Annotated in this window: 18 protein-coding genes and 1 pseudogene; 5 read left to right on the top strand and 14 right to left on the bottom strand. The window is 73.8% G+C overall.

Features of this window, described 5'->3' with window-relative positions; translation table 11 throughout:
- Nucleotides 1-146: 146 nt before the first annotated feature.
- Nucleotides 147-593, bottom strand: a complete 447-nt coding sequence (locus tag ACF089_RS29515) for an Lrp/AsnC family transcriptional regulator (protein ID WP_392033004.1) — start codon at nt 591-593, stop codon at nt 147-149.
- A 95-nt stretch (nt 594-688) separates the two neighbouring features.
- Between ACF089_RS29515 and ACF089_RS29510 the strand changes: the two genes are divergently transcribed.
- Both ACF089_RS29510 and ACF089_RS29505 read left to right on the top strand, forming a co-directional pair.
- A complete protein-coding gene (locus ACF089_RS29510) occupies nt 689-1,180 on the top strand; it encodes a rhodanese-like domain-containing protein (protein WP_392033001.1) in 492 nt (163 codons plus the stop codon).
- Nucleotides 1,181-1,263: 83 nt separating this feature from the next.
- Nucleotides 1,264-2,115, top strand: coding sequence for an SDR family oxidoreductase (locus ACF089_RS29505; RefSeq protein ID WP_392032998.1), 852 nt, complete (start codon nt 1,264-1,266; stop codon nt 2,113-2,115).
- A 255-nt stretch (nt 2,116-2,370) separates the two neighbouring features.
- Here ACF089_RS29505 and ACF089_RS29500 read toward each other — a convergent pair whose 3' ends face one another.
- From ACF089_RS29500 to ACF089_RS29475, 6 genes are all read right to left on the bottom strand, one after another.
- A complete protein-coding gene (locus ACF089_RS29500; RefSeq protein ID WP_392032995.1) occupies nt 2,371-4,053 on the bottom strand; it encodes a DUF885 domain-containing protein in 1,683 nt (560 codons plus the stop codon).
- A gap of 296 nt (nt 4,054-4,349) precedes the next feature.
- Nucleotides 4,350-5,816: a GNAT family N-acetyltransferase gene (locus tag ACF089_RS29495; RefSeq protein ID WP_392032992.1), complete on the bottom strand. Its 1,467-nt coding sequence runs from the start codon at nt 5,814-5,816 to the stop codon at nt 4,350-4,352.
- A gap of 82 nt (nt 5,817-5,898) precedes the next feature.
- Complete coding sequence (locus tag ACF089_RS29490) at nt 5,899-8,700, bottom strand: DUF6493 family protein (protein WP_392032989.1); 2,802 nt, start codon at nt 8,698-8,700, stop codon at nt 5,899-5,901.
- Nucleotides 8,697-10,094, bottom strand: coding sequence for an SWIM zinc finger family protein (locus ACF089_RS29485; protein ID WP_392032986.1), 1,398 nt, complete (start codon nt 10,092-10,094; stop codon nt 8,697-8,699). Before ACF089_RS29485 ends, ACF089_RS29490 begins: the two co-directional genes overlap by 4 nt.
- Before the next feature lie 261 nt (nt 10,095-10,355).
- Nucleotides 10,356-11,933 carry an alkaline phosphatase D family protein gene (locus ACF089_RS29480; protein WP_392032983.1) on the bottom strand — a complete coding sequence of 526 codons (1,578 nt, stop codon included), beginning with the start codon at nt 11,931-11,933 and terminating at the stop codon, nt 10,356-10,358.
- A 112-nt stretch (nt 11,934-12,045) separates the two neighbouring features.
- Nucleotides 12,046-13,446, bottom strand: a complete 1,401-nt coding sequence (locus ACF089_RS29475; protein ID WP_392033214.1) for a PLP-dependent aminotransferase family protein — start codon at nt 13,444-13,446, stop codon at nt 12,046-12,048.
- Between the two features lie 173 nt (nt 13,447-13,619).
- On the opposite strand from ACF089_RS29475, the pseudogene ACF089_RS29470 reads away from it, so the two are divergent.
- Nucleotides 13,620-14,489 (top strand): annotated as a pseudogene (locus ACF089_RS29470) (DMT family transporter); the annotation flags it as partial.
- A 132-nt stretch (nt 14,490-14,621) separates the two neighbouring features.
- Here ACF089_RS29470 and ACF089_RS29465 read toward each other — a convergent pair.
- Nucleotides 14,622-15,455, bottom strand: coding sequence for an alpha/beta fold hydrolase (locus ACF089_RS29465; RefSeq protein ID WP_392032980.1), 834 nt, complete (start codon nt 15,453-15,455; stop codon nt 14,622-14,624).
- 193 nt (nt 15,456-15,648) lie between these two features.
- Here ACF089_RS29465 and ACF089_RS29460 point away from each other — a divergent pair, with 193 nt between their 5' ends.
- A complete protein-coding gene (locus ACF089_RS29460; RefSeq protein WP_392032977.1) occupies nt 15,649-16,533 on the top strand; it encodes an RNA polymerase sigma-70 factor in 885 nt (294 codons plus the stop codon).
- Nucleotides 16,534-16,800: 267 nt separating this feature from the next.
- A complete protein-coding gene (locus ACF089_RS29455) occupies nt 16,801-17,565 on the top strand; it encodes a GntR family transcriptional regulator (RefSeq protein ID WP_392032974.1) in 765 nt (254 codons plus the stop codon).
- A gap of 231 nt (nt 17,566-17,796) precedes the next feature.
- Here the strand turns inward: ACF089_RS29455 and ACF089_RS29450 are convergent, their stop codons facing one another.
- The 6 genes from ACF089_RS29450 to ACF089_RS29425 form a co-directional block, all read right to left on the bottom strand.
- Nucleotides 17,797-18,954, bottom strand: a complete 1,158-nt coding sequence (locus ACF089_RS29450) for an ROK family transcriptional regulator (protein ID WP_392033212.1) — start codon at nt 18,952-18,954, stop codon at nt 17,797-17,799.
- Between the two features lie 188 nt (nt 18,955-19,142).
- Nucleotides 19,143-19,679 (bottom strand): G/U mismatch-specific DNA glycosylase, encoded by a 537-nt coding sequence (gene mug / locus ACF089_RS29445; RefSeq protein ID WP_392033209.1) that lies wholly within the window; start codon nt 19,677-19,679, stop codon nt 19,143-19,145.
- Entirely contained in the window at nt 19,676-21,109 is a 1,434-nt protein-coding gene (gene purB, locus ACF089_RS29440) for an adenylosuccinate lyase (RefSeq protein ID WP_392033206.1), read from the bottom strand. The genes mug and purB overlap by 4 nt, the downstream gene beginning before the upstream one ends.
- Nucleotides 21,110-21,177: 68 nt before the next feature.
- Nucleotides 21,178-22,074 carry an SGNH/GDSL hydrolase family protein gene (locus ACF089_RS29435; protein WP_392032971.1) on the bottom strand — a complete coding sequence of 299 codons (897 nt, stop codon included), beginning with the start codon at nt 22,072-22,074 and terminating at the stop codon, nt 21,178-21,180.
- Nucleotides 22,075-22,243: 169 nt separating this feature from the next.
- Nucleotides 22,244-23,257 (bottom strand): hemolysin family protein, encoded by a 1,014-nt coding sequence (locus ACF089_RS29430; RefSeq protein WP_392032968.1) that lies wholly within the window; start codon nt 23,255-23,257, stop codon nt 22,244-22,246.
- The gene (locus ACF089_RS29425) at nt 23,254-24,660 is read right to left on the bottom strand and encodes a hemolysin family protein (RefSeq protein ID WP_392032965.1); all 1,407 of its coding nucleotides are present in this window, start codon (nt 24,658-24,660) and stop codon (nt 23,254-23,256) included. The genes ACF089_RS29430 and ACF089_RS29425 overlap by 4 nt, the downstream gene beginning before the upstream one ends.
- Between the last annotated feature and the right edge of the window lie 312 nt (nt 24,661-24,972).

The following is a 24,972-nucleotide window of genomic DNA, read 5'->3' as shown; positions in this document are numbered from 1 at the left end:
GGGGCGGCCGGATGGTGGGCGGGTGCCGGATGCCGGGCGGTCGGCGGCGGGTCGGATGCCGGGTGGTCGGGCGGGCGCCGGTCGTCGGCCGGGTGGCCGGCCGCGGTCCGGTGGTCGGCCGTGGGCCGGTGGTGGGCCGTGGCCCGTCAGCCGCCGACCGGCCGGCGCGGCAGCGGCGACGAGTAGACGACGCTGGTGGTCACCGAGCCGAGCGCGCCGATCCGGCCGGAGACCTCCTCCAGATGCGGCATCGACCGAACGGCGACCTTCATGACAAAACAGTCGTCTCCGGTCACATGGTGCGCCTCCAGAATCTCCGGCGTGGTCTCCAGCAGATCGTGAAATGGCTTGTAATTGCCGTTCGGATAGCGCAGTCGCACAAAGGCGAGGATCGGCAGGCCCACCCGCTCGGGCTCCACCACCGCCGTGTAACCGGCGATCACGCCCGCCTCCTCCAGCCGCCGCACCCGCTCCGTCACGGCGCTCGCCGACATGGAGACGTCCCGTGCCAGCCGGGCGAAACCGGCCCGGCCGTCCCGCTGCAGAGCCCGAAGAATGCGCCAGTCCGTGGCGTCCGGTGAATATCCCGTCATGAGCGACAGACAACAGGGGAATCCCCGGCGGATCAAGGCTGTTCCCGGGGAATCCTTCTTCAGGGGGGTGGGTCACCGGCCATAGATTCTCAGCCATGACCACTGCACCGATCACCGCGAGCCCCGTCAGCCCCGTGCTCCGCGTCCCGCCGGCCCCGCCCGCCGACGCCGTCGCCCACTTCTCCGCCCGCCTCGCCCTCCACACCGATGTCTCCGACGTCGCCGCCGCGCTGGCGGCGGGCGGCGACCCGGGCTTCACCCTGCTCGACTGCCGGTCCGCCGCCGCCTGGGACCAGGGCCGCATCCCCGGCGCGATCCACCTCCCGACCGCCTCGATCCCCGAACAGGCCGGCCGGCTGCTCGACCCGTCCCGCCCGGTGGTCGTCCACTGCTGGGGCCCCGGCTGCGACGGCGCGGCCCGCGCCGCGCTCGCCCTCGCCCGACTCGGCCTCCGCGTCAAGGAGATGCTCGGCGGATTCGAGTACTGGGTACGGGAGGGCTTCGGCTACGAGACCCGGGACGGCCGCGAACAGCGCGCCGCCGACCCGCTGACCGCGCCCGTCGCCGCCGCCGACTGCGGATGCTGACCCGGCCGGGCGGCCGCCGCGCGAAACCCGGGGCGCCGAAACCCGGGTGACAAGCCCCGGAGGGTCCAGCAGGATGGGCTGCCATGTCTACGACCACCCCGCCCCGCCCCGAATCCCTGCGCCGCGACCCGCTCCCGCTGCGCGGCCGTACCGCCCTGGTCACCGGGGCCAGCCGGCGCGACGGCATCGGCTACGCGGTGGCCCGGCGGCTCGCCGCGTACGGCGCGAGCGTCTATCTCCACCACCATGTGCCGCACGACGCCGGAATGCCCTGGGGCGCGGACCCCGAAGGGCCGGGGGCGCTGGCCGCCGGGGTGCGCGAGGCGCTCGCGGATCCCGGGGCCCGGGTCGTCCACGGGCCCGGCGATCTGTCGGACCCCGCCGCCCCCGCCCGGCTGATCGCCACCGCCGCCGAGGCACTCGGCGGACGGATCGACGTCCTCGTCGCCAACCACGCCGTCAGCGGCTCGGACGGCGCCCTGTTCGAGATCGACGCCGCCATGCTCGACACGCACTGGGCCGTGGACGCCCGCGCGGTGGTGCTGCTCGTCCAGGCGTACGCCCGGCTGCGCGCCGAACTCCCGCCGCGCACCCCGGGAGGCCGGGTGATGATGATGACCTCGGGCCAGGACCTCGGCGGCGGGATGCCGGGGGAGCTGGCGTACGGACTGGCGAAGGGGGCGCTGGCGTCGGTCACCCGATCGCTGTCCACGGCGCTCGCCGAGTTCGCGGTGACCGTGAACACCGTCAACCCCGGCCCGGTGGACACGGGCTACATGCACGGCGACGACCACCGGGCGATCGCCGGGATGTTCCCGGCGGGCCGCTGGGGCCTGCCGGACGACCCGGCCCGGCTGATCGCCTGGCTGGCCACCGACGAGGCGGAGTGGATCACCGGCCAGGTGATCGACTCCGAGGGCGGCTTCCGCCGCTGACCCGGCCCGGACGGGCCGCCGGCCACAGGCCGCCGGCCGTGCCGCTCCCCGTCGGGCCGGGGCGACCCGTGCCCGGGAGGGACCCGTGCCGCACGCACGCGTGCCGGTCCGCCCGCGGTCGCCGAGGCTCTCGTCGGGCGTCGGGCGTCGGGCGTCGGGCGTCGGGCGTCGTGCGTTGGGCTTTCGGGCGTCGGGCGTCGGGCTGTGGGCGGCCGTCGGCGCGGCGTCAGGCCGGGCCAGCCCGCCCGGAGGCCGTCACAGCTTCGACAGCTCGTCCACCAGATCGTCCAGCCCCAGCGAGCCCTGGGAGAGCGCCGCCATGTGCCAGGCCTTCGCGTCGAACGCGTCGCCGCGCGCCTTGCGCGCGTTCTCCCGGCCCAGCAGCCAGGCGCGTTCGCCGAGCTTGTAGCCGATGGCCTGTCCGGGCACCGAAAGATAGCGGGTCAGCTCGCTCTCCACGAAGTCGGCGGGCCGGCCGCTGTGGTCGTTGAAGAACTCCTCGGCCAGCTCCGGAGTCCACCGCTCACCGGGCCGGAACGGCGAATCCGCCGGGATCTCCAGCTCCAGATGCATGCCGATGTCCACGATCACCCGGCAGGCCCGCATCATCTGCGCGTCCAGATAACCGATCCTGCGCTCCGGGTCGGGCAGGAAGCCCAGCTCGTCCATGAGCCGTTCGGCGTAGAGGGCCCAGCCCTCCATATTGGCGCTCACCCCGCCGACCGTGGCCTGGTAGCGGGAGAGCCGGTCGGCCACGTGCACCCACTGCGCCAGCTGGAGATGGTGCCCCGGCACACCCTCGTGGTACCAGGTGGAGACCAGGTCGTACACGGGGAAACGGGTGGCGCCCATCGTCGGCAGCCAGGTCCTCCCCGGCCGGGAGAAGTCCTCCGAGGGGCTGGTGTAGTACGGCGCCGCCGCGCTGCCGGCGGGCGCGATCCGCGACTCCACTCTCCGTACCCGCTCCGCGAGTTCGAAGTGGGTGCCGTCCAGCGCCTGGATCGCCTCGTCCATCAGCTCCTGGAGCCAGCTCCGCACCTCCTCCACGCCCTCGATATGGCGGCCGTGCACATCGAGATGGGCGAGCGCCTCCCAGGGGCCCGCGCCCGGCAGGATCTTCTCGGCCTCGGTCTTCATCTCGGCGAGCAGCCGGTGGTACTCCGACCAGCCGTACGCGTACGCCTCGTCCAGATCGAGATCGGTGCCGTTGAAATAGCGCGACCAGCGGGCGTACCGCTCACGGCCCACGGTGTCCGGGGCGTCCGCGACGGCGGGCGCGTACACCTCGCTCATCCAGTCGCGCAGCGCGGCCAGCGCGTCGGTGGCGGTACGGGCCGCCGCGTCCAGCTCGGCGCGCAGGGAGGCGGGGCCCTCCGCCACGAACTCCTCGAACCAGCTCCGGTCCGTGCCCAGCCACTCCGTCATCTGCCCGACGCTGGTGCGGGTGGCGCGGGGGCCGCCGAAGAGCTTCCGCTCCAGGCCCAGTTCCAGGGATTCGCGGTAGCCGCGCAGCGAGGCGGGCACGGCCCGGAGCCGCTGGGCGACGGCGGCCCAGTCCTCCTCGGTGCGGGTGGGGGTGACCGTGAAAACTGTGTATACGGCATGCACTGGGGAGCGCAGATTGCTGACGGTGCGCAGCCCCTCCTCCGCCTCGTGCACGGCCAGCTCGGCGGTCAGCCGTTCGCGGAGCAGCCGGCCGCAGCGCCGCTCCGCGTCGCTCCCGGCTCCGGGCAGCCGCTCGGCCTCGTCGAGCCTGGCGAGGGTCGTGCGGGCGAGTTCGGCCCGCTCCTCCTGCCCGACGGGCGAATAGTCGGGGAGGAGCCCGGAACTCTCCCTGACTCCCAGGTAGGTGCCGACGGTCGGATCGAGTTCGATGAGGGCGTCGACATAGGCGTCGGCGACCTGGCGGGGCAGCGGGCTGCTGGGGGTTACTGACATGCACACATCCTCATACGAGTGGGGGCTTCGCGTCACCATCGTCTGATCGCCCGTGTGCCCTTGGCCAGGTCACATACCCGTTCACTGGCCGGATCCCAGCCCTTTTCGCCGGGCGGCCGACTGTTCGGCCGTTCAGCCCCCGGCCGGCCGTGGCCCAGGGGTGCGGAAGCCCCGTGCGGCCGCCGTTCCGGGGCCCGGCGTCCCCGGCCGATCCCCGGCGGATCCCCTGCCGATCCCCGGCCGAGGGCCGGTCGGGGATCGCCGCCCCGCCGGCCGCCCCCTCGGCCGGCCGGTGGTCAGGGACCGGTCAGCGGCCGGTCGGGAACGGGCCGCTCGGCGAGCGGGCTCAGCGCGGCCCCCTCCAGCTGCGCGGTGACGACCAGGGTGCCTTCCTCCGACTGGTAGTCCAGCGGCAGACCGAGGCCGCGCATCGCCGCCACCATGCCGGTGTTGGACGGCTGCGTCACCGCGTACACCCGGCTGCTGCCGCCCTCCTCCGCGAGCGCGACCAGCCGGCGCAGCAGCTCGGAGCCGATGCCGCGACGCTGCCAGCCGTCCTCGACGATCAGCGCCACCTCGGTCTCGTCCCCGTCCCAGAGCAGATGGCCGAGGGCGATCAGCCGGCCGGACGCCGTCTGCGCGGCGAGCGTCCGGCCGAAACGCGGACTCAGCAGATGGTCGAGATAGCGCCGGGCGTCGCCGACCGGACCGTGGTAACGCTGTCTCAGCGTCCGCTCGGAGCAGCGGTCGTGCAGCGCCGCCGCCGCGTCGACATCGGCCTCGCCGGCCCGGCGTACGGTGATCTCGTCCCCCTCGGGGAGGGCGAGCACGTCCCGGCCGCGCGGCACCCGGGGCCCCAGCCGGTCGTCCAGCTCCAGCAGCGCCCGCACCCGGGCGAACTCGGTCGGTGTGAACGGAAGATGGGGCCGCTCCACGGTGAACGAGCCGCCGCGCGGATCACGAAGGCGCATCACCGTCTCCTCCAGCACCCCTTCGACGGGCGGCAGCTCTCCGGTGGACCGGCCGGCAGGGGAGACCGCCGGGCGGGCGTGGACGGTGCAGCGCCCCAGCAACTGCCGCAGGGCGAACGGCAGCTCGGCCGCGTCCAGCGCGGTCCGGGCGGCGAGGCCCAGCACCCGGGTCGGGGTGTCGACCAGGTCGTGGGCGTCGGCGCGCTCGATCCAGGTGCCGCTGCCCCCGGCCGCCGACACCCCGGCGGTCAGCCGCCGGGGCGCGAGCGCCGCGGGCGCGCGGAGCAGGAACTCGTCCACGGTCCCCGAGGCCAGGGGGTGGGTCTGGAGGGTCAGGATGTCCACCTCCAGCTCGGCGAGCGCGGTGCAGAGCGCGGCGAGGCTCCCGGGGGTGTCCCGTACCGTCGTGCGCATCCGCCAGAGCGTCGTCGCGCGCGGCCGCTCCCCGTCGTCGTCCGGCGGTCCACCGACCCCGGGGGCTCCACCGTCCTCGGCGGCTCCACCGTCTCCGGCGGCTCCGGAGGCCGCCGGGGAGGCCCCGCCGGGGGCGGGCCCGGCGTGGGCCGGCGGGGAATGGCTGTGACGCCGTGCCCACCAGAGGTGGAACACGGCCGTGGCGATCAGGGCCACGGCGGAGACGACGAGCAGAGCCGGCCCGTCGGGTCCGCGCCCGACCAGATGGGCGACGACGTCGGCGACCGCCACCGCCGTGAAGACGGCCGCCAGTTCGACGAGGTCCCGCCGCCAGGGGTGGGGGCGGCGGGTCTGCTTCGTAAGCGTCGCATCGTTCATGGCCTCACTCTGACCGAGCCGTGTTGCGTGATCACGAACGCCTTGTGACCGATGAGTTACGCGGAATTCTGTTCCACTATGCTCATATTTCGCCGGTTTCTCCGGGGGAGCGGGCGGCTCCGCGTCGCAACGCCGTCAGCAGGCGCGACGCCTGCGCCGCCGACTGGGTGGAGCCGCCGCGCGCGGCCAGCTCGGCGAGACCGGGCGGCGGGTCCCCGGCCGGGGCGCAGTGCTCGGCGCACTCCGCGGCGACCGCCAGGATCTCGCCCAGCGCCCGGGGGAGCGGCTTCGCCCGGAGCAGCTCGGGCAGCATCGGCGCGAGGATCGCCCAGACCGTCGCGTACGCGCCGGTCACCGCCGCCGTCCGGGTGGCGTCCGCGAGCCGGTTGGGCTTCAGATCGCCGTGCTGGACCGCGTGGGCCAGCACCCGGCCGAGCCGCGCGGGATCCAGCTGCCCCCGGGCGGCGAGCACCAGCAGGGCGTCCACCGAGGCCAGCCGGGCGCTCGCCCTCCGGGAGCCCAGACCGACCGCGAGGGCCCGGTGCAGCGCCGGGCCCGCAGGGCCGCCGGGGCTCTCCGCCTCGGCCAGCGCCGGGAGACACTCGGCGATGGCGAGGTGCCACTCCTCGTACTCCGAGAGGTTGCGCGTCATCCAGTGGGCGATCCCCTCCCGGTCGTGCGGCAGCACACCCGACCACAGGGGGTCCCAGCTCGTGCAGGACCAGCGGTGGCACGGCCGGTTCTCCAAGTCCCACCCCAGCCAGCGGAAGGCGGGGTGGAACTCCTCCAGCACCTTGAGCCGCTTGCGCCGCACCCCGTCCACCAGCCGGCGGGTGGCCTCCAGCGCGCTCCCCGGCAGCCGGACCGCACGCCGCTCGACGACCGCTCCCCCGAACGCCTCCGGCAGGGCGTCGGCGCCCTCCCCGGCCGCCGCCCCGGACCCCGTGCCGCCGGTCCCGGACTCCGCGTCGGCCGGCGCCAAGACCGCGGTGAGCGCCGGTCCGTCCCCCCGGAGCCAGGCCGCGAGCCGGTCGCCCTCCGGCGTGCCCACGGCGGCGGCCCGCTCGGCGACGGACTCGGCGCCGGGTCCGGCCGCCTCGCCGCGCGCCACCCGCAGCAGCGCCTGGGAGAAGTCCGCCGCGCCCGGCTCGATCCCCAGCCGGTGATACTCCCGCAGCCGTTCGACGAGCACCTCCGCGTCCAGCGCCCCGGTGGTCCAGCTGGGCGTGGCCAGCAGGAACGGCAGCGTCCCGGCGTGGATCCGCAGGGCGGCCTCCCAGGTCCGGGCGGCGGTGATCTCCCGCAGCCCGTCATGGGGACAGGAGACCTTCGACCCCAGGGAGCCCAGCACATTCCGGACGGTGTTCGGGTACACCCGCTCCAGCAGCATGGCGAGCACGATCTCGACGCCGATCCGATGGGCGGCGCGGTGACCGTCGTACACCTCGAACGGGTGGTCGTACCACCACGCGCCGGAGATCGCCTCGCTCAGCGCTGCCTTCAGCGGCTCCCGCTCACGGTGGGCCATGCGGACCAGACCGGCCAGCACCCGCTCGTACTCGATCGGGGACGACCGGCCGGACCCGCGCGTCAGCACCAGCACCTCCTCGACCAGCTCCGCCACCGAATCGGCCGCGACGGCCAGCCGGACGCGCGCGGGGGGTGCGGGGAGCGTCTCCTCGTGGGGCTCCGGCTCCTCAGCGGGCAGCAGCTCCCCGAAGGCGCCGGCGGCCGAGGCCCGGTGCGCCGGGCTCAGCAGGGCGGCGGCGGCCGCCAGCTCCTCGCGCACCTCGGCGCCGACGGCGGGCAGATGGCGCAGGACCAGCTTCAGCGCCCGCTCCTGGACGCCGGTGTCCTCGTGGCCGAAGCCCTCCGCGACCGCGGGCAGCAGCTCGGCCAGCGCCTCGGGGTCCTTCGCCCTGCCCCGGAGCACCTTGCCCAGCAGCGTCAGCTGGGCCCGCACCAGCTTCTTCTCGGTGCGGAACAGGATCGCGCCCGTCATCTCGGCCAGCGTCCGGTCCGGCAGCCGGCCGCTCTCCGCCAGACCGGCGAGCACGCCCTGGGCGTGCGCCGCGACCTGCGAACCCCCGTCGGCGGCCATCCCGGCCCAGTCGGGGATCCTCGCCTCCCGCTCCTCGGGAGTGAGTTCGAGACGGGTGAGGACCGACAGATGGAAGCCCATGTCATTGGGCCGTCCACCGCGCAGCAGCCGGGAGACGCAGCCGTCGACGAGCACGGACCGCTCCACCACCCCCGACTCGGCCAGTTCGGCGAGGGCCGTGGGCCAGTGGGCCGGATTCTCCGGGTCCTCGTACCAGCCGAGGCGCGCGGCGAAGGAGGGCAGCTCGAACAGCCGGGGCACGAAGGCGGGCGCGTGCGGATCGTCCCGCAGCCGCTTCTTCGCGCTGTGGGCCGGGGTGCGCGCGGCGACCCAGCCCCGGACGCAGCCGTCGGAGGCGGGCACCGCGCAGCCGGCGAGCCCCGCCAGCTCCTCGATGAACGGAAAGTCGTCCTCCGCGGTGGTCCGGTCGGAGAGCCGGACGACGACGTCGGCGAGCCACACGGAGTCCCTCCCGCCGAGCACCGTGAGAAGCGGTCGCCGCACCGGCCGGGAGCCCGGCGCGTGGGAGACGCGCAGATCGCGGGAGCCGATCCAGGCGGCGGCGGCCGCCGCCCCGGTCTGACAGGCCGCGCCCGCCACCAGCAGGCCGGCCGCCGTCAGACCCCGCTCCCGCCAGCGGCTCCAGTCCCAGCCGCGCAGCTCGGCGCGGACCGTCTTCAACCGGGCCAGCAGCTCCTTGCGCTCGGCCGCGGTCAGCGGCGCGAGAAGGGCGGGCAGCGCGCTCACACGGCCCTCGCTCACGAGATCGAGAATCTCCTTCACCGGGTCCCTCCCACGGTCGCCGCCGACTGCTCCGCGCCCGCTCCGCGGCGGACCATGCGCACCGCCAGCGCGTGTTTGCACGGCCCTCGCCTGCCTTGGTGTTCGGACCACCAGACACAGGTGCAGCGAAGCTCTCCGCCGGTCTCCCGGACCCGGTAGACCTGCGGGCCCGAGACGACCGAGGCCGACTCCCCGTCCAGCGTCACCGCGCCCGCCGCCACCAGCCCCCGGGCGTCGACCAGCCGGGGATTGTGCCGCTCCGCCCGGCCGGCGTCGTAGGGCAGCTCCCGGTGGAAGTAGGCCGCGTCCGCCACGTCGTACCCCACCCGGCCGGCCGTGCCCAGCCGGACCAGGGCGGCGCGGACCCGCTGGACCGACAGCCCGGAGCGGGCCGCCAGAACGGCGGTGTCGATCCGCGGCTCCCAGGCGAGCAGCACCGAGACCAGCTCGGCGTCCTGCGCGGCCTCGTCGGTCGCCAGCGCCTCCAGCACACCGCCCTCGCCGGAGAAGCCCCGCGCCGTGTCGGGGGAGAGGGTGAGCGTGAGCCGCATCCCCGGCAGCACCACCTCCCACGCGGCCGAGGCCGCCACGCCGTCCGTCACCGCCGGTCCGTACACCCGCAGCGCGGTCGCCCCGCGCAGCACCCGCTGGAGCGCGGCCAGCCGCTCGGGACCCGGCAGACAGACCGCCCCCGGCACCGGCCGGGTGGTGGGCCGCAGCGTCTTCCCCGAAGGGATCACCCATCCCACCCCCCGGGAGGCGCGCCCGGAGGACGAGCGAGGCAGCGAGCGCAGGAAGCGCACCGCCTCCGCCGCCGACAGCTCCGCCCGCAGATCGAATCCGGCGGTGGCGACCTGCGCCTCCGCGAACCCCCGCAGCCAGCGCTCCGGCAGCGGCACCTTCTTCTCCACCACCGAGCCGCCGAGCGTGGTGACCGCCAGCTCACCGGGGCCCACCCGCAGATGGAGCGGGCTGTCGCCGGTCATCCGGGAGAGCGCCTCCCGCAGCGGGTTGTTGACATCGACATTGGTGGTGCCGTGTCCGGTCTCCGCGCCGTCCAGGCCGTCGCGCAGCACATCGAGTCTCGCGTACACCCCGCAGCAGCCGGAGAAGGACTCGAACCGCAGCCGGTCGCCGTTGCCCGTCACCACCGGGTCGAGCAGCGGGCGAGGGGTCGGGTCGAGATAGCGGGCGGCCGCGACGTCGGCCACCGCGAGCAGCCCGCGGGCCGCCGTCTGCGGAGAGGTCAGAAAGCCGGAGAAGAAGGTCGGATGGGCCTCGGCGCCGGCCGGGGTGAGCCCGCCGGAGGTCTCCAGGCCGAGGAGCCGTCCGTCCGCCCCGGACTCCAGGGCGGACGGGCGGGCGTAGGCGAGCGCCTGCGTGGATCGCGTCATGGAAAGGACCGTAGGACCCGCCACTGACAATCGGACCGTGAGCCCTCCTCCCGGACCCGCGCCGAACCCTCTCCACCTGCGGCTTCAGCCGAAGTTGGCGACCTTGCGCCACGCCCCGCGAACCGCCCCGGGTCCGCTGTCACCGCCCCTCGCGAACCCGCCCCGAGCCTCCACGGAACCGGCCCCGCCCCCGCCCTCGTACGGACCACCGCGCCGAACCGCCCTCGTACGAACCACCGCGCCCAACCGCCCCCGTACCCCCTACTGCCCCACCCGTCCCGGCTGCAGGACGCGGGTGAACAGCACCGTCCCGCCCTCCGCCCTCAGCCGTACCGTCAGCTCCCCGCTCCCGCCGTCCACGGAGACCTCGCCGAAGTACTGCGGGGACTCCATCGGCGACACGTTCGCCCGCTTCGGCGCGCGGACGAAGACGCGCCGGGGGCCGAAGGTCGCGTCCAGCGGCGAGGCCTGGAATCCGCCCGCCGCCAGCGGACCGGAGACGAACTCCCAGAACGGGGCGAAGTCCTTGAAGGCCGCCCGCTCCGGCGCGTAGTGCTGCGCCGAGGTGTGGTGCACGTCCGCGGTCAGCCAGAGCGTGCCGGTGATCCGCTGCCGCTTGATGAACCGCAGCAGCTCGGCGAGTTGCAGCTCCCGGCCCAGCGGCGCGCCCGGATCGCCCTGGGCGACCGCCTCGAAGTCGGTCCGGCCGTCCGGCACGACCAGCCCCAGCGGCATGTCCGCCGCGAGCACCTTCCACACCGCGCGCGAGCGCGTCAGCTGCCGTTTCAGCCAGGCGAGCTGCTCGGGACCGAGAATGCCCCGCCGGTCGCGGACCTGGCGGCCGGGGGAGTTGGCGTTCCGGTACGAGCGCATGTCCAGGACGAACACGTCGAGCAGCGGGCCGTGGCGGACCACCCGGTGCATCCGTCCGCCGCGCGGGGGCGAGGAGTGGGGGAGGTACTCGCCGAAGGCGCGCAGCGCCCGCGCGGCCAGCACGTCCACGTTCTTCTCGGCGTAGCGGGGATCGTCCAGGATCTGCCCCGGATACCAGTTGTTGCGCACCTCGTGGTCGTCCCACTGCGCCACCGTCGGCACCTCGGAGTTGAACCGGCGGGCGTGCTCGTCGAGCAGGTTATAGCGGAAGTTGCCCCGGAAGTCCTGGAGGGTCTGGGCGACCCGCGACTTCTCCTCGGTGGTGACATTGCGCCAGATCCGGCCGTCCGGGAGGGTCACCCGGGGCTCGATCACCCCGTCCGCGTAGATCGAGTCGCCGCTGCACAGGAAGAAGTCGGGGGCGAGCCGCCGCATCTCCTCGTAGACCCGGTAGCCGCCGATGTCCGGATTGATGCCCCAGCCCTGGCCGGCGATGTCCCCCGACCAGAGGAAGCGGACGTTCCGGCGGCAGTCGGCGGGCGCGGTCCGGAAGACGCCGGCCACCGGTTCGCCGGTACGGCGGGGATCGTCCGGATCGGCGAGCGTCACCCGGTAGTGGACCGTCTCCCCGGCGGGCAGTCCGCTCAGCACGGTGGTGCCGGTGAAGTCCGTGCCGGGGCCCAGCAGCGGGCCCTCGCGGCGCTCCGGCCGCCGGAAGGACTCCGTGGCCGAGGTCTCCACGATCATCCTGGCGGGCCGGTCCGAGCGCACCCACACCAGCCCGGACGAGGACGTCACCTCACCGCTCTGCACCCCCCAGGCGGCCCGCGGACGCCCGGAGCGGGCCTGCGCAGGCGCGCCGCCCAGGGCGGGCACGGCGGGCAGCGCGAGGGCCGCGGGCACGGCGGCCGCCCCGCGCAGCAGGGAGCGCCGGGCGGGGAACGGTCCGAGGGGGGCAGGCGGCATCGGCGGGCCTCCAGGGCGGTCGAACGCGGGTGTGCCGGGTGCCGGAATCCTGGCACCCCGCGGGGGCGAGCCTCCCACGCGGAGGGAACGGGGGGATGAACAGGTGGTCGCGTCAGCGGGCGGTCTCCCGCGCCAGCAGCGACACGCCCCGCACGATGTCGGCCGGGGTGAGATGCGCGTACCCCAGGACCAGCCGCACCTCGTGGCCGGGCGCCGTCAACCCCGGTTCCGGTTCCGGCGTCATGGCGTGCGCCGACAGCGGCCGTACCGCGATCCCGGCCCGCTCCGCCCGGTGCAGGAAGCGCTCCTCGGGACCGTACCGAGGGGGCAGCCGGGCGATGATGTGCAGCCCGGCGGCGATTCCGCTCACCCGCGACCCGGGGAAGTGCTCGGCGAGGGCGCGGACCAGGACGTCGCGCCGCTCCCGGTAGGCGCGCTGGCAGCGCCGCAGCTGACGGTCGTAGCCGCCGCTGCCGATGAAGTCGGCCAGTACGGCCTGGTCGAGCGCGGGATTGCCCAGATCCATCGTCCGCTTGCGCTCCACGGCCGCCGCCAGCAGCCGGCCCGGCACGAGCATCCAGCCGAGCCGCAGCCCGGGGGCGAGGGACTTGCTCACCGAGCCGCTGTAGGCGACCCGCTCCGGATCGAGGCCCTGGAGCGCGCCGACCGGGGTCCGGTCGTAGCGGAAGTCGCCGTCGTAGTCGTCCTCCACGATCAGACCGTCCACCGACCGCGCCCAGTCGAGCAGCTCGGTCCGGCGGCGCGCGGAGTAGGCGATTCCGGTGGGGAACTGATGGGCGGGCGTGGTCGTTACGGCGGTGACGCCCGAGCGCCGCAGCGGCCCCATCGCCAGCCCCTCGCCGTCCAGCGGCAGCGCGGTCGCGGTCAGTCCGGCGGCCCGGAACAGCGGCCCGTGCTCGGGGCTGCCCGGATCCTCCACCCCGAGGGCGTCGAGCCCCCGCTCCCGCAGCACCGAACCGAGCACCGTCATCGCCTGGGCCACCCCCGAGCACACCACCAGGCACTCCGGATCGGCCACCGCGCCGCGCCGCCGGGTCAGCAGCGAGGCCAGCGCGGTACGCAGCTCGGGCAGGCCGCGCGGGTCGGGGTAGCCGAGCTTCCGGTGCGGCAGCCGCGCCAGCACGGACTTGTGCGCGGCCGCCCACCCGGCCCGGGGGAAGAGCGACAGATCCGGGATCCCGGGGCGGAAGTCCACTACCGCGCCGGCCGCCCGGCGCGGGGCGAGATCGTGCGCCCCCCGGGGACGGGCGCGCGCCGCCTCCCCGACCCAGGTGCCCGAGCCCCGGTCGCTGCGCAGATACCCCTCGGCCGTCAGCTGTTCGTACGCCTCGGTCACCAGCCCCCGCGAAACGCCCAGGTCGGCGGCGAGTTCCCGGCTGGAGGGGAGCCGGGTGCCCGCCGCCAGCCGGCCCGAGCGCACGGCCTCGCGCAGCGCCGACTGGAGCGCCCGTCCCCGTCCGCGCGCGGGGGCCGCGGCGGCCGGCGTCAACAGCTCCCAGGCCGGCCCGACCCGCCCCCGCGCCCCGCCCGGCCCCCGTGCGTCCCCTTCCGCCCCGGACGAATCCCGAGCCTCTCCCGCCCCGGAGCCCGAGCCCACCCCCGAGCCCACCCCCGAGTCCGAGTCCGAGCCAGAGCCCGAGCCCGCGCTCGCCGAAGTGGTCCCCGATGACGTCATGGAAGTGGACCTTAAAGGGGACCGCCGCGATCCCTAGCGTCACCCCCATGAACCGTCCGAACCACCCCGGCGGCGCCGACGCCCTGCGCGGGGTGCTCCTCGTCTCCTTCGCCTACTGCCTCGTCGGAGCCTCCTTCACCGCCAACAGCGTCCTCGGGGACTATCCGTACGCGGGCGGCCAGGCGGTCCGCTACGCGCTCGCCCTCCTCCTGCTCCTCCCGCTGCTCGGCGGCCGGGCGGCGATCGCGCCGGTCCGCGCGCTGACCGCACGTCAGTGGGGGCGGATCGCCCTGCTCGCCGGCGTCGGCATGGTGGGCTTCAACCTGGCGATCCTGGCCGCCGAACGCACCTCGGAACCCGCTGTTCCGGGCGTCTTCGTCGGCTGCGCCCCGGTCATCGTCGCCGTCCTCGACCCCCTCACGGACGGCCGCCGGCCCACCCCGCCCGTGCTGTACGGGGCGCTCCTCGTCGCGGCCGGCGCGTTCACCGTCCAGGGGTGGGGCCGCGCCGACACGGCGGGCGTCCTCTGGTCGGCGGCCGCGCTGCTCGGCGAGGTCGGCTTCGCCGTGCTGGCCGCGCCGGTGCTGCGGCCGCTCGGCCCCCGGCTGCTCACCGCGTGCGTCTGCGGTGTCGCGGCGGTCGAGTCGGCCGTCATCGGGCTGGTCCTCGACGGTTCCGGCTTCGTCCGGATGCCGGAGCAGGGGGAGGCGTGGGCCCTGCTCTGGCAGGCGGCGGTGGTCACCGTCATCGGCTTTGTGACCTGGTACATGGGCATCCAGCGGATCGGTACCGAGCGCGCCACCCTCTTCACCGGGCTGATCCCCGTCACGGCCGCCCTCACCGCGCCGCTGGTGGGCGCGGGGAGCTTCGGAGCGGCCCAGGCGGCCGGCGGGGTCCTGGTGGGAGCGGGCGCGGCGCTCGGCTCCGGCTTCTTCGGGGGCCGCTCCGGGTTCTTGGGGGGCCGGTCCGGATTCTTCGGGGTCCGGGCGGCGTCAGCGGCTGCTGCCGTCGAGCAGCACCCGGGCGACGAGCGCGGGATCGTCGCTCATGGGCACGTGCCCGCAGCCGGGCAGCCGGATCAGCCGGGCCCCGGGGATGGCCCGCTTGGCCCGGATGCCCTGGCGGCGCAGGAGCAGCCGGTCCCGGGTGCCCCAGGCGATGGTGACCGGCACATCGGGGACGTCCTCCCCGAAGAGGACGGAGCGGCCGGCGGCGAGGGTCTCGTGGAAGCCGGCGGCCGTGCGCAGCGCGAGGGTCTCGGCGACGACGGACTCCGATGAGCGGCGGCCGGGCCTGGCGTAGATCGTTCCGGTCAGCGCCGCGCGCCCGGCCGCCGTCCGGGCGAGTCCCTCTATCACCGGCAGCGGTATCGACCGTGCTCCGGCCCGCATCGCCTTGAGCGTCCCGAAGGCGAGGATCCGTTCCCGTTCGTTCCAGAATCCGGCGGGGGAGAGGGCGGTGACGGACCGCACCAGACCGGCGCGGCCCAGCTCCAGGGCGAGCAGTCCGCCGAGGGAGTTGCCCGCGACGTGCGGGCGCTCGATTCCCAGGGCGGCGCAGAGCGAGCCCAGGACCGAGCCGACGGAGGACAGGTCGTACCGCATTCCGTCGGGGAGTGGGGAGGACACACCGAAACCGGGCAGATCCACGGCTATGACATCCCGTTCGGCCGCCAGTATGCGGATCACCGGTTCCCATGCCTGCCAGTGGTGCCCTATGCCGTGGAGCAGCAACAATGGCTCGCCCACGCCATATCGTTCATAGCTGACGGACAAGTTCCGATTGCCCGCCGGGGAGTCGATGGAGAACGAAATGTCCGCGACCATGCCTGTTGCTCCCTCGTGTCGCCCCTGCTCGGAGCTGGTAGACGGCTTGTCAGTAACAATTACCGCTCAGTAGGTTCGACTTCAAGGGGCGTGCGCGCGCCGCTGCCGGCCCGACCCGTCAGTTCCGGCCGGGAGACATATGACGCACCCCGGTCGCCTGGACACCGGGAGCCCGGTCGGTTGGGATGGAGGGGTGGCGACCGAGACCCTGACCGATGTCTTCGAAGAGCACCGGCCCCTTCTGGCCGCTGTGGCTTACCGCATGCTCGGCCGCGCGGCCGACGCGGAGGACGTGGTGCAGGACGCCTGGCTGCGCTGGACCGCCCGGGACCGGGCGGACGTCGGCGAGCCCCGGGGCTATCTCGTACGGGTCACCACCCGTCTCGCCATCGACCGGCTGCGGCAGATCCGCTCCCGGAACGAGTCCTACATCGGCCCGTGGCTGCCGGATCCGGTCGCCACGGACATCGGGCATACCACCCCCGACGTGACCGAACGGGCAGTTCTCGCCGAATCCGTCTCCTTCGCCGTCCTCGTCGTCCTGGAATCGCTCTCCCCCGCGGAGCGCGCGGTGTTCGTCCTGAGAGAGGCCTTCGGATTCCCCTACCGGGAGATCGCGGCCGCCCTGGAACGCTCCGAGGCCGCCGTCCGCCAGCTCGCGGGACGCGCCCGCCGGCATGTGGACGAACGCAAACCCCGCTACGACGTCGACCCGGCCGAGTGTCGCGATCTGACCGAGCGCTTCCTCGCCGCCGCGTCCGGCGGCGACCTCCGGGCCCTGCTCGCCCTGCTCGCGCCCGACGCGCGGCTGGTCGGCGACAGCGGCGGCAAGGCCAAGGCCCCGCTGCGGACCCTGTGGAGCGCCGACAAGGTCGGACGTTTCGTCATCGCGGTCGCGAAGGAAGCGGTCCCGGACGCGGAGTACCGGTTCCTCGAGGTGAACGGCGCGCCCGCGCTGCTCGTCCTCTCCGGCGGGAAGCCGGACACCGTCGTTCAGCTGGAGATCGCCGACGGACGCGTCCAGTGCGTCTATGTCATGCGCAATCCAGACAAACTCTCCGGGGTGACTTTCATGTGACCCCAGGCGCATCTCTTCTGCGCACATCAGAGGCCTTGTCCGAAAAGTCATGGGGTAGGCCCCCGCGCGCGTTTAGCTGGGGTGCGAGCAGTGCTAACAGCCCGTGAACGGTTGTCTCATTCCGTCGACTTCGACGGGTGATAAACGCAGGATTGGTCTTGACCAAGGTGCCGCGCCGTCCTATGGTCGGCAGAGATAGTGCAGGAACCTTTAATAAACAAGGGCGCGGAAAAGCCGCCGCTGACACGGCGAATGCGGAGGATCAGGGTGGGGACCACGCAGCTGGAATCTGTGCCGGAGCCGAAATACTGGCACCTCAAGACGGTGATCGGAGAAGCGCTCGACTCGGACTTCGCGGTGGGAGAGATCCTGCCGAACGAGCGTGACCTCGCCGCGCGGTTCGGAGTCGCCCGAGCGACCCTGCGCCAAGCACTCGAACAACTCGAACTCGAAGGGCGGCTCCAGCGGCGCCGCGGCGTCGGCACGACCGTCGCCCCGCCGCGCATGGGAGTGGACGTGTCCACCACCCAGCACGCCTGGCCCGGCTCCGCCCAGGACGCCTGGCAGTCCTTCGACTGCTCCAAGACCGTCCCACCGCCCGCGGTGGCCCGGTCACTGGGAATCTCGACCGAAGAGGAGACGTACACCCTGCGCAGACTGCGCGTCACCCACGGGCAGCCGGTCGCGGCCGAGCAGCTCTATGTCCCGGCCTCCTCGGTGCCCGAGCTGTCGGCCATAGACGCGCCCCCCGGACCCGCCCGCGCCCGCGCCGTCCTCCGCGAGCTCCAGAGGCTCGACCTGGACGGCCAGGACCGCGCGGTCGAGCTGGGCTCCGCCCGTGCCGACGACGCCAGGGAACTCGACCGGCTGCCGGGCGCGCCCGTGCTGGTCGTCACCACCCGATACTTCTCCCGGGGCAGGACCGCCGCTGTAACCGTGGCGACCTACCGGGCCGACACCTGCCGGCTCACCTTCGGGGACTCCGGAGATGTGCAGATAAGCCACCACAGCGAGGAACGGCGCGCGTCCTGAGCACACCAGGGTCCTCGGGCCGCCGGCCCCTGAACACACCGGCCCTCCGACGTCGTCGGGCCACCGGCCCCTGAGCACACCGGCCCTCGGGCCACCGGCCCCTGAGCAGACCCGTCCGCCCGGAGCGTCCCGCGCCGCCGAACAGGCTCGAACGCCCCCGGCAGAGCGCCGTCGGAGCGCCTTCGGAGCGGACGACCGACCGACACGGCCCGTCGCAGCGAGCACACGCTCTCAGCGGCGGGCCGTCACCGTGCCCTCCACCGCGAACAGCTCCTCCTCGACATGGTCGAGCGCCAGCCGCAGCGCGCCCGTCGAGACGGCCGCCTCCCGCAGCAGCGAGAGCGCCACCCGCGGCGGCCGCAGGCAGTACCGCGCCAGCTCGTCCCGCAGCGGATCGAGCATCCCGTCCAGCCCGGCGGCCCAGCCGCCGAACACCACCAGCTCCGGGTCGAGTGCCAGCACCAGCGCCGCCACATCGTTCACCAGCCGCTGAATGAACCGCTCCACCGCCGCCTGGGCGCGGGCGTCCCCGTGTTTGGCCAGCGTGAAGACATTCGCCACCGCCTGCTCGTCCAGCGGATGCAGCGGCTCGCCCGTCGTCGACAGCAGCTTCTCCGGGGTCACCTCCCGCCCCAGCAGATGCAGCGCCCCGATCTCCCCCGCGGCGCCGCCGAACCCCCGGTGCAGCCGGCCGCCGATCAGCGAACCCGCCCCCGGACTCAGCCCCGCCAGAACGAAGACGATGTCGTCGGAGCCCATCGCCGAGCCCTTCCAGTGCTCGGCGACCGCCGCCGCGTTGGCGTCGTTCTCCACCAGCACCGGACAGCGGAACGAACGCTGGAGCCGCTGACCCAGCGGCAGCCCGGTCCAGCCCGGCAGCGCCGTCCCCAGCCGCACCGTCCCGTCCGCCTCCACGATCCCCGGAGTGCCGACCCCGACCGCGCGCAGATTGGTCCGGGAGACACCGGTCCGCCGCAGCACGTCCGCGATCACCAGCCGCACCCGCTCCAGCCGGTCGTCGGCCGACGCCGTCTCCGACACCTCACGGGACCCCGCGCCGATGATCCGCCCGTCCAGACCGGACACCAGAGCGGCGACCCGGTGCGGGCCTATCTCCACACCCAGCAGATGGCCCGCCTCGACGCGGAACCGGAAGCGCCGCGCCGGACGGCCCTGGCGGCGGGTCGCGCCCTCCTCGGGCACCGACTCACTGACCAGCCCGGCCTCGACGAGCCCCTCGATCACGCCCTCGACCGTCGGCCGGGACAGTCCCGTCAGCCGGGTCAGATCCGTGAGCGTCGGAGAGCCCGCCCCCCGCAGCGCATGGAGTACCACCGCGGAGTTGATCCGCCGCAGCAGCGACGGATCCCCGCCGGTCAGCCGCCCCACCATGTGTCCTTCCAGCCCTCACTCGTGCAGATCGGGCTTGTGTGTCTGCCGGATCGTACTCGCTGGCTCTGTGCGGTGCACGGCCGGTGCACCCGGTGCAACGCCACCGCGCCCCCGATCCGCCCGGCGTCGCCGCCGGGCCCGCCGGGAGGCGCGAAGCGCGGCGGACGGGGCCGGCCGCCGCGCCGCTAAGCGGACGACGCCGCCCGTAGCCGGGCGAACTCCTCGGCCATCGACTCGACCGTCCAGTGCGCGTTCAGACCGCTCGGGTTGGGCAGCGCCCACACCCGCGTATCGCCCACCGTGGTCTCCTGCGGCCCGATCCGGGCCCCGCGCTCACCGAACGCCGTCCGGTACGCCGTGATCCCGACGACCGCCAGCCACCGCGGTTCCAGCCGCCTCACCTTCGCGCGCAGCAGCCGTCCGCCCTCGCGCAGCTCCTCGTCGTCCAGCTCGTCGGCGCGCGCGGTCGCCCGGGCCACCACATTGGTGATCCCCAGACCGTACGCGGGCAGCTCCCCCTGCTCCGCCGGCCGCAGCAGCCTCGGGGTGAAACCCGAACGATGCAGAACCGGCCAGAAACGATTGCCCGGGCGGGCGAAGTGATGGCCGGTCGCCGCCGACATCAGCCCGGGATTGATGCCGCAGAAGAGCACCTGGAGACCGTCCGCGACCACATCGCCGACGAGGCGGTCGCGGGCGGCCTCCAGCTCCTCGGGGGTCAGAGGATCGACCCCGGGGTGTAGCCGGCCGCCGCCGGATTCCGCTTGACGATCTCCTCGATACGGGAGACCACCGCCGCGACCTGGGCCGCCGCCGCACCCGTGAACGAGAGCTTGTCCGCCATCAGGGCGTCCAGCTGCTCCCGGTCCAGCGGAATGCGCTCGTCCGAGGCCAGCTTCGCCAGCAGCTCATTGCGCTCCGCGCCCTGCTCGCGCATGGCCAGCGCGGCGGCCACCGCGTTCTCCTTGATCGCCTCGTGCGCCTCCTCACGGCCCACCCCGGCCCGCACCGCGCCCATCAAGACCTTGGTCGTGGCGAGGAACGGCAGATAGCGGTCCAGCTCCCGGGCGATCACCGCGGGAAACGCGCCGAACTCGTCCAGCACCGTCAGGAACGTCTCCAGAAGCCCGTCCAGGGCGAAGAACGCGTCCGGCAGCGCCACCCGGCGCACCACCGAACAGGACACGTCGCCCTCGTTCCACTGGTCGCCCGCCAGCTCGCCCGTCATCGAGGCGTAGCCGCGCAGAATGACCATCAGACCGTTCACCCGCTCGCAGGAGCGCGTGTTCATCTTGTGCGGCATCGCCGAGGAGCCGACCTGGCCCGGCTTGAAACCTTCGGTCACCAGCTCGTGCCCGGCCATCAGCCGGATCGTCTTGGCGATGGAGGAGGGGGCGGCCGCCAGCTGCACCAGCGCGGTGACCACGTCGTAGTCGAGCGAGCGCGGATAGACCTGGCCGACCGAGGTGAACGCCTCGGCGAAGCCCAGATGCCCGGCGATGCGCCGCTCCAGCTCCGCGAGATTCGCCTCGTCGCCGCCCAGCAGGTCCAGCATGTCCTGGGCGGTGCCGACCGGGCCCTTGATCCCGCGCAGCGGATAGCGGCCCAGCAGATCCTCCAGCCGCCCGTGGGCGACCAGCAGCTCGTCGGCGGCGGTCGCGAACCGCTTCCCGAGCGTCGTGGCCTGCGCGGCCACATTGTGCGAACGCCCGGCCATCACCAGCTCGGCGTACTCGGCGGAGAGCCTGCCGAGCCGGGCCAGCACCGCGACCGTGCGGTCGCGCACCAGCTCCAGGGAGAGCCGGATCTGCAGCTGCTCCACATTCTCGGTCAGATCGCGGGAGGTCATGCCCTTGTGGATCTGCTCATGACCCGCGAGCGCGTTGAACTCCTCGATCCGCGCCTTCACATCGTGGCGGGTGATCTTCTCGCGCTCGGCGATCGACGCCAGGTCGACCTGGTCGAGCACCCGCTCGTAGTCGGCGATCGCCGCTTCGGGGACCTCGATGCCGAGATCCTTCTGTGCGCGCAGAACCGCGAGCCAGAGCCGGCGCTCCAGTCTCACCTTCTGCTCGGGAGACCAGAGGGCGGCCAGCTCCACGGAGGCATAGCGGCCGGCCAGAACATTGGGGATGCGAGGCTTCGCAGACACAGCAGTCACACGGCCAGATTCTACTGGCGGTTTCTGCAGGCCAGTGCCCCGGTCGCGGTTGTACGTTGCTACGAGAGGCCGCCGGGGGAGGCCGGCGGCTCGTACGGCGGCTCCCGAGGCGGGTCGCCCGGCCCGGGCAGTGACGGTCCGCCCGCCCCCGACACCGGCCGGTGCGACGGCCCGCCCGGCTCCCGAGGAGGCTCGTACGGCAGCAGCTCCGGCCGTTTCGCCGGGAGCCCGTCCCCGGAGGAGCGGCCCGTCAGCCGCCGCCCCACCCAGGGGCCCAGATGACGCCGGGCGAACCGCAGATCCTCCGCCCGCCGCGCGGCCCACCGCACCGGCAGAGCCGGCGGCAGCGGAGTCCGCCAGTCGTCCTCCGCCGCGAGCCCCAGCGTCTGCCAGACCGCCTCGGCGACCCTGCGATGGCCCTCCGCCGTCAGATGCAGCCGGTCCGGGTCCCACAGCCGGGGATCGCCGAGCGCCCCGGACCCGTACAGATCCACCACCAGCGCGCCGTGCTCCGCCGCGACCGCGTCGACCGCGGCGAACAGCTCCTCCATCCGGGGCCGGAACCGCGCGAGGACCGGTCCCTCGCGCCCCGGGCTGCGCATCAGCACCAGCTGTCGGCAGGAAGGAGCCAGCGTCGCCACGGCCTCCTCCAGCAGCCCGCGCACCCTGCCCATGTCGCACGACGGCCGCAGCGCGTCATTGAGGCCGCCCACCAGCGTCACCAGATCCGCGCGCATCCCCGCCGCGGCCGGGACCTGCTCCTGGACGATCTGCCCGATGAGCTTTCCGCGCACCGCGAGATTGGCGTACCGGAACCCCGGCGCACGCGCCGCGAGGCGGGCCGCGAGCAGATCCGCCCAGCCCCGGTAGGAGCCGTCGGGCAGCAGATCGGACATGCCCTCGGTGAACGAATCACCGACCGCGACAAAGCTGGTGTAGTTGGCACTCATCTCCATGGCGCCCACGATCCTACCGCCCGGTAGAAACACCCCCGGGGAAGCGGCCGCGGAGGCATCGGGGGAGGAGGGGGAGACATCGGGGGAGGAGGGGGAGACGGGGAACGGCCCGGGCCCCGTCGAGAAGAGACGGAACCCGGGCCGTGCGCGTGCGCGCGTGTACGGAAGGTCAGTCGCGCCTGCCGACCAGCTCCCGCAGCACGTCCTCCATGGTGACCAGCCCCTCCGGCGTACCGTCCTCGTCCAGCACCGCCGCCAGATGGGTACGGCTGCGGCGCATCGCGGTCAGCACGTCGTCCAGCGGAGTCACCGCCCGCACCCGGGCGATCGGACGCATGGCCGTCACCGGGAAGGCCTCGTCACGCGGAGCGGCGTCCAGCGCGTCCTTGACATGGAGATAGCCGAGGATGCTGCGGCCCGCGTCGACCACGGGGAAACGCGAGAACCCGGACTCCGCCGACAGCAGCTCCAGCTGCTCCGGAGTCGTCCCGACCCGTGCGTACACCACCTGCTCGACCGGCATCAGCACATCGCGCACCGGACGGCGGCCCAGCTCCAGCGCGTCGCGCAGCCGCTCCGCCGAACGGTCGTCCAGCAGCCCCGCGTCGCCCGCGTCCGCCACCATCCGCGCCAGCTCGTCGTCCGAGTACGTGGCCGCGACCTCGTCCTTGGCATCGACCTTCAGCAGCCGCAGCAGCGTATTGGCGAAGGCGTTGATCGTGAAGATCACCGGACGCAGTCCGCGCGCCACGGCCACCAGCGGCGGACCGAGCAGCAGCGCGGTACGCGTCGGCTCGGCCAGCGCGATGTTCTTCGGCACCATCTCGCCGAGGAGCATGTGCAGATACGTCGCCAGCGACAGGGCGATGACGAACGAGATCGGATGGATCGCGCCGTCGGGCACCCCGAGCGAGTGGAACACCGGCTCCAGCAGATGCGCGATGGCGGGCTCGGCCACGATGCCCAGGATCAAGGTGCACAGCGTGATGCCGAGCTGTGCCGCCGCCAGCAGCGCCGACACATGCTCCAGCCCCCACAGCACACTGCGGGCGCGCCGGTTCCCGGCCTCCGCCTGCGGTTCGATCTGGCTGCGGCGCACGGAGATCAGGGCGAACTCCGCGCCCACGAAGAAGGCGTTGACCACCAGGGTCAGAAAGCCGATGAACAGCTGAATCGCGATCATCGTCCGGCCTCCTTCGACCCGGAGCCGACGGAGCCGACAGTTCCGGCCGACCCGGCGGAGCCCGCGGACCCGGCCGATCCGGCGGAGACCTCGGCGCCGGCGCCCGGCGCGTGCATCAGCACCCGCGCGGCCCGTCGCCCGGTGGCGTCGACGACATCGAGCCGCCAGCCCTCCAGTTCGATCCGGTCGCCCTCGGCCGGGATCCGGCCCAGCTCGGTGGCGACCAGCCCGGCGAGCGTCTCGTACGGACCCTCGGGCACCTTCAGACCGACCTGCTCCAGCTGGTCGGTGCGGGCGGCGCCGTCGGCCGACCAGAGCGAGCGGCCGTCGGCGTCCTCACCGGCCGGGGCCAGATCGGGCGTCTCGTGCGGATCGTGCTCGTCGCGCACCTCGCCGACGACCTCCTCGACGATGTCCTCCATCGTCACCACTCCGGCCGTACCGCCGTACTCGTCGATGACCACGGCCATCGTGGAACGGCCGCCGAGCCGGTCCAGCAGCCGGTCCACGGTCAGGGTCTCCGGCACCAGCAGCGGCTCGCGCAGCACATCGGCGACGCTCCGGCGGGGCCGCAGCTCCGCGGGCACCGCCAGTACGTCCTTGATGTGCGCGATGCCGACGACGGTGTCCAGACTGCCCCGGTACACGGGGAAGCGGGAGAGCCCGGTCGCCCGGGTCGCGTTGGCCACGTCCTCGGCGGTGGCCTGCACCTCCAGCGCGGTCACCTGCACACGTGGCGTCATCACATTCTCGGCCGTCAGCTCGGACAGGCTCAGAGTGCGGACGAACAGCTCGGCGGTGTCCGCCTCCAGCGAGCCCTCCTTCGCCGAGTGACGCGCGAGCGCCACCAGCTCCTGGGGGCTGCGGGCGGAGGCCAGCTCCTCGGTCGGCTCCATGCCGAGCCGCCGCAGAATGCGGTTGGCGGTGTTGTTGAGATGGCTGATCAGCGGTTTGAACGCGGCGGTGAAGAGCCGCTGCGCCGGGGCCACGACCTTGGCCACGGCCAGCGGGGAGGAGATCGCCCAGTTCTTGGGGACCAGCTCGCCGACGACCATCAGCACCACCGTGGAGAGCGCGGTGCCGAGGACCAGGGCGACCGACGAGGCCACCGAGGGGGAGAGCCCGAGATCCTCGACCGGGCCGCGGATCAGCTTCGAGATCGACGGCTCGGAGAGCATGCCGACGATCAGATTGGTCACGGTGATGCCCAGCTGTGCGCCGGAGAGCTGGAAGGTCAGCCCGCGCACGGCCTTGAGGGCGCTCGCCGCCCCGCGCTCACCCCGCGCGACGGCGCTTTCGAGATCACTGCGCTCGACGGTGGTGAGGGAGAACTCGGCCGCGACGAAGACACCACAGGCGAGCGAGAGCAGCAGGGCCACGATCAGCAGAAGCACTTCGGTCACCGGGTCACCTCCGTCCCACGGCCGGACAGGGGCGGAAGAGATACACGATGTCTGCTACTGGGAGGCTCGTCCATGGACGGACGCTCACACCTTTCGTACGGAGAGTGATGATCCACCCATAGTAAAGGACCGGCAAAGTCGGTCTACGGGGCGGGCTGCTCCCAGAATATCCGGCGCACGGCGCGGCGCGGGGCACCCCCCGCCCCCCCCCCCCCGGGGGGGCGGGCGGGGGGGGGGGCGGGCGGGGGGGGGGGGGGCCCCGGGGGGGGGGATGCCCGCAAGGCGGGACCACCCCCGCCCCCCGGGGCGCGC

This window comes from Streptomyces sp. NPDC014894, from assembly GCF_043080985.1.
GTDB lineage: Bacteria > Actinomycetota > Actinomycetes > Streptomycetales > Streptomycetaceae > Streptomyces.
The sequence above is the reverse complement of the archived record's forward strand: the minus strand, read 5'-3'. Positions and strand labels throughout refer to the sequence as shown.

Excerpts from the sequence above, each read along its gene's own strand:
- ACF089_RS29515 (WP_392033004.1), bottom strand. The coding sequence starts at position 593 with ATGACGGGATATTCACCGGACGCCACGGACTGGCGCATTCTTCGGGCT.
- ACF089_RS29510 (WP_392033001.1), top strand. The coding sequence starts at position 689 with ATGACCACTGCACCGATCACCGCGAGCCCCGTCAGCCCCGTGCTCCGC.
- ACF089_RS29505 (WP_392032998.1), top strand. The coding sequence starts at position 1,264 with ATGTCTACGACCACCCCGCCCCGCCCCGAATCCCTGCGCCGCGACCCG.
- ACF089_RS29500 (WP_392032995.1), bottom strand. The coding sequence starts at position 4,053 with ATGTCAGTAACCCCCAGCAGCCCGCTGCCCCGCCAGGTCGCCGACGCC.
- ACF089_RS29495 (WP_392032992.1), bottom strand. The coding sequence starts at position 5,816 with ATGAACGATGCGACGCTTACGAAGCAGACCCGCCGCCCCCACCCCTGG.
- ACF089_RS29485 (WP_392032986.1), bottom strand. The coding sequence starts at position 10,094 with ATGACGCGATCCACGCAGGCGCTCGCCTACGCCCGCCCGTCCGCCCTG.
- ACF089_RS29480 (WP_392032983.1), bottom strand. The coding sequence starts at position 11,933 with ATGCCGCCTGCCCCCCTCGGACCGTTCCCCGCCCGGCGCTCCCTGCTG.
- ACF089_RS29465 (WP_392032980.1), bottom strand. The coding sequence starts at position 15,455 with ATGGTCGCGGACATTTCGTTCTCCATCGACTCCCCGGCGGGCAATCGG.
- ACF089_RS29435 (WP_392032971.1), bottom strand. The coding sequence starts at position 22,074 with ATGGAGATGAGTGCCAACTACACCAGCTTTGTCGCGGTCGGTGATTCG.
- ACF089_RS29430 (WP_392032968.1), bottom strand. The coding sequence starts at position 23,257 with ATGATCGCGATTCAGCTGTTCATCGGCTTTCTGACCCTGGTGGTCAAC.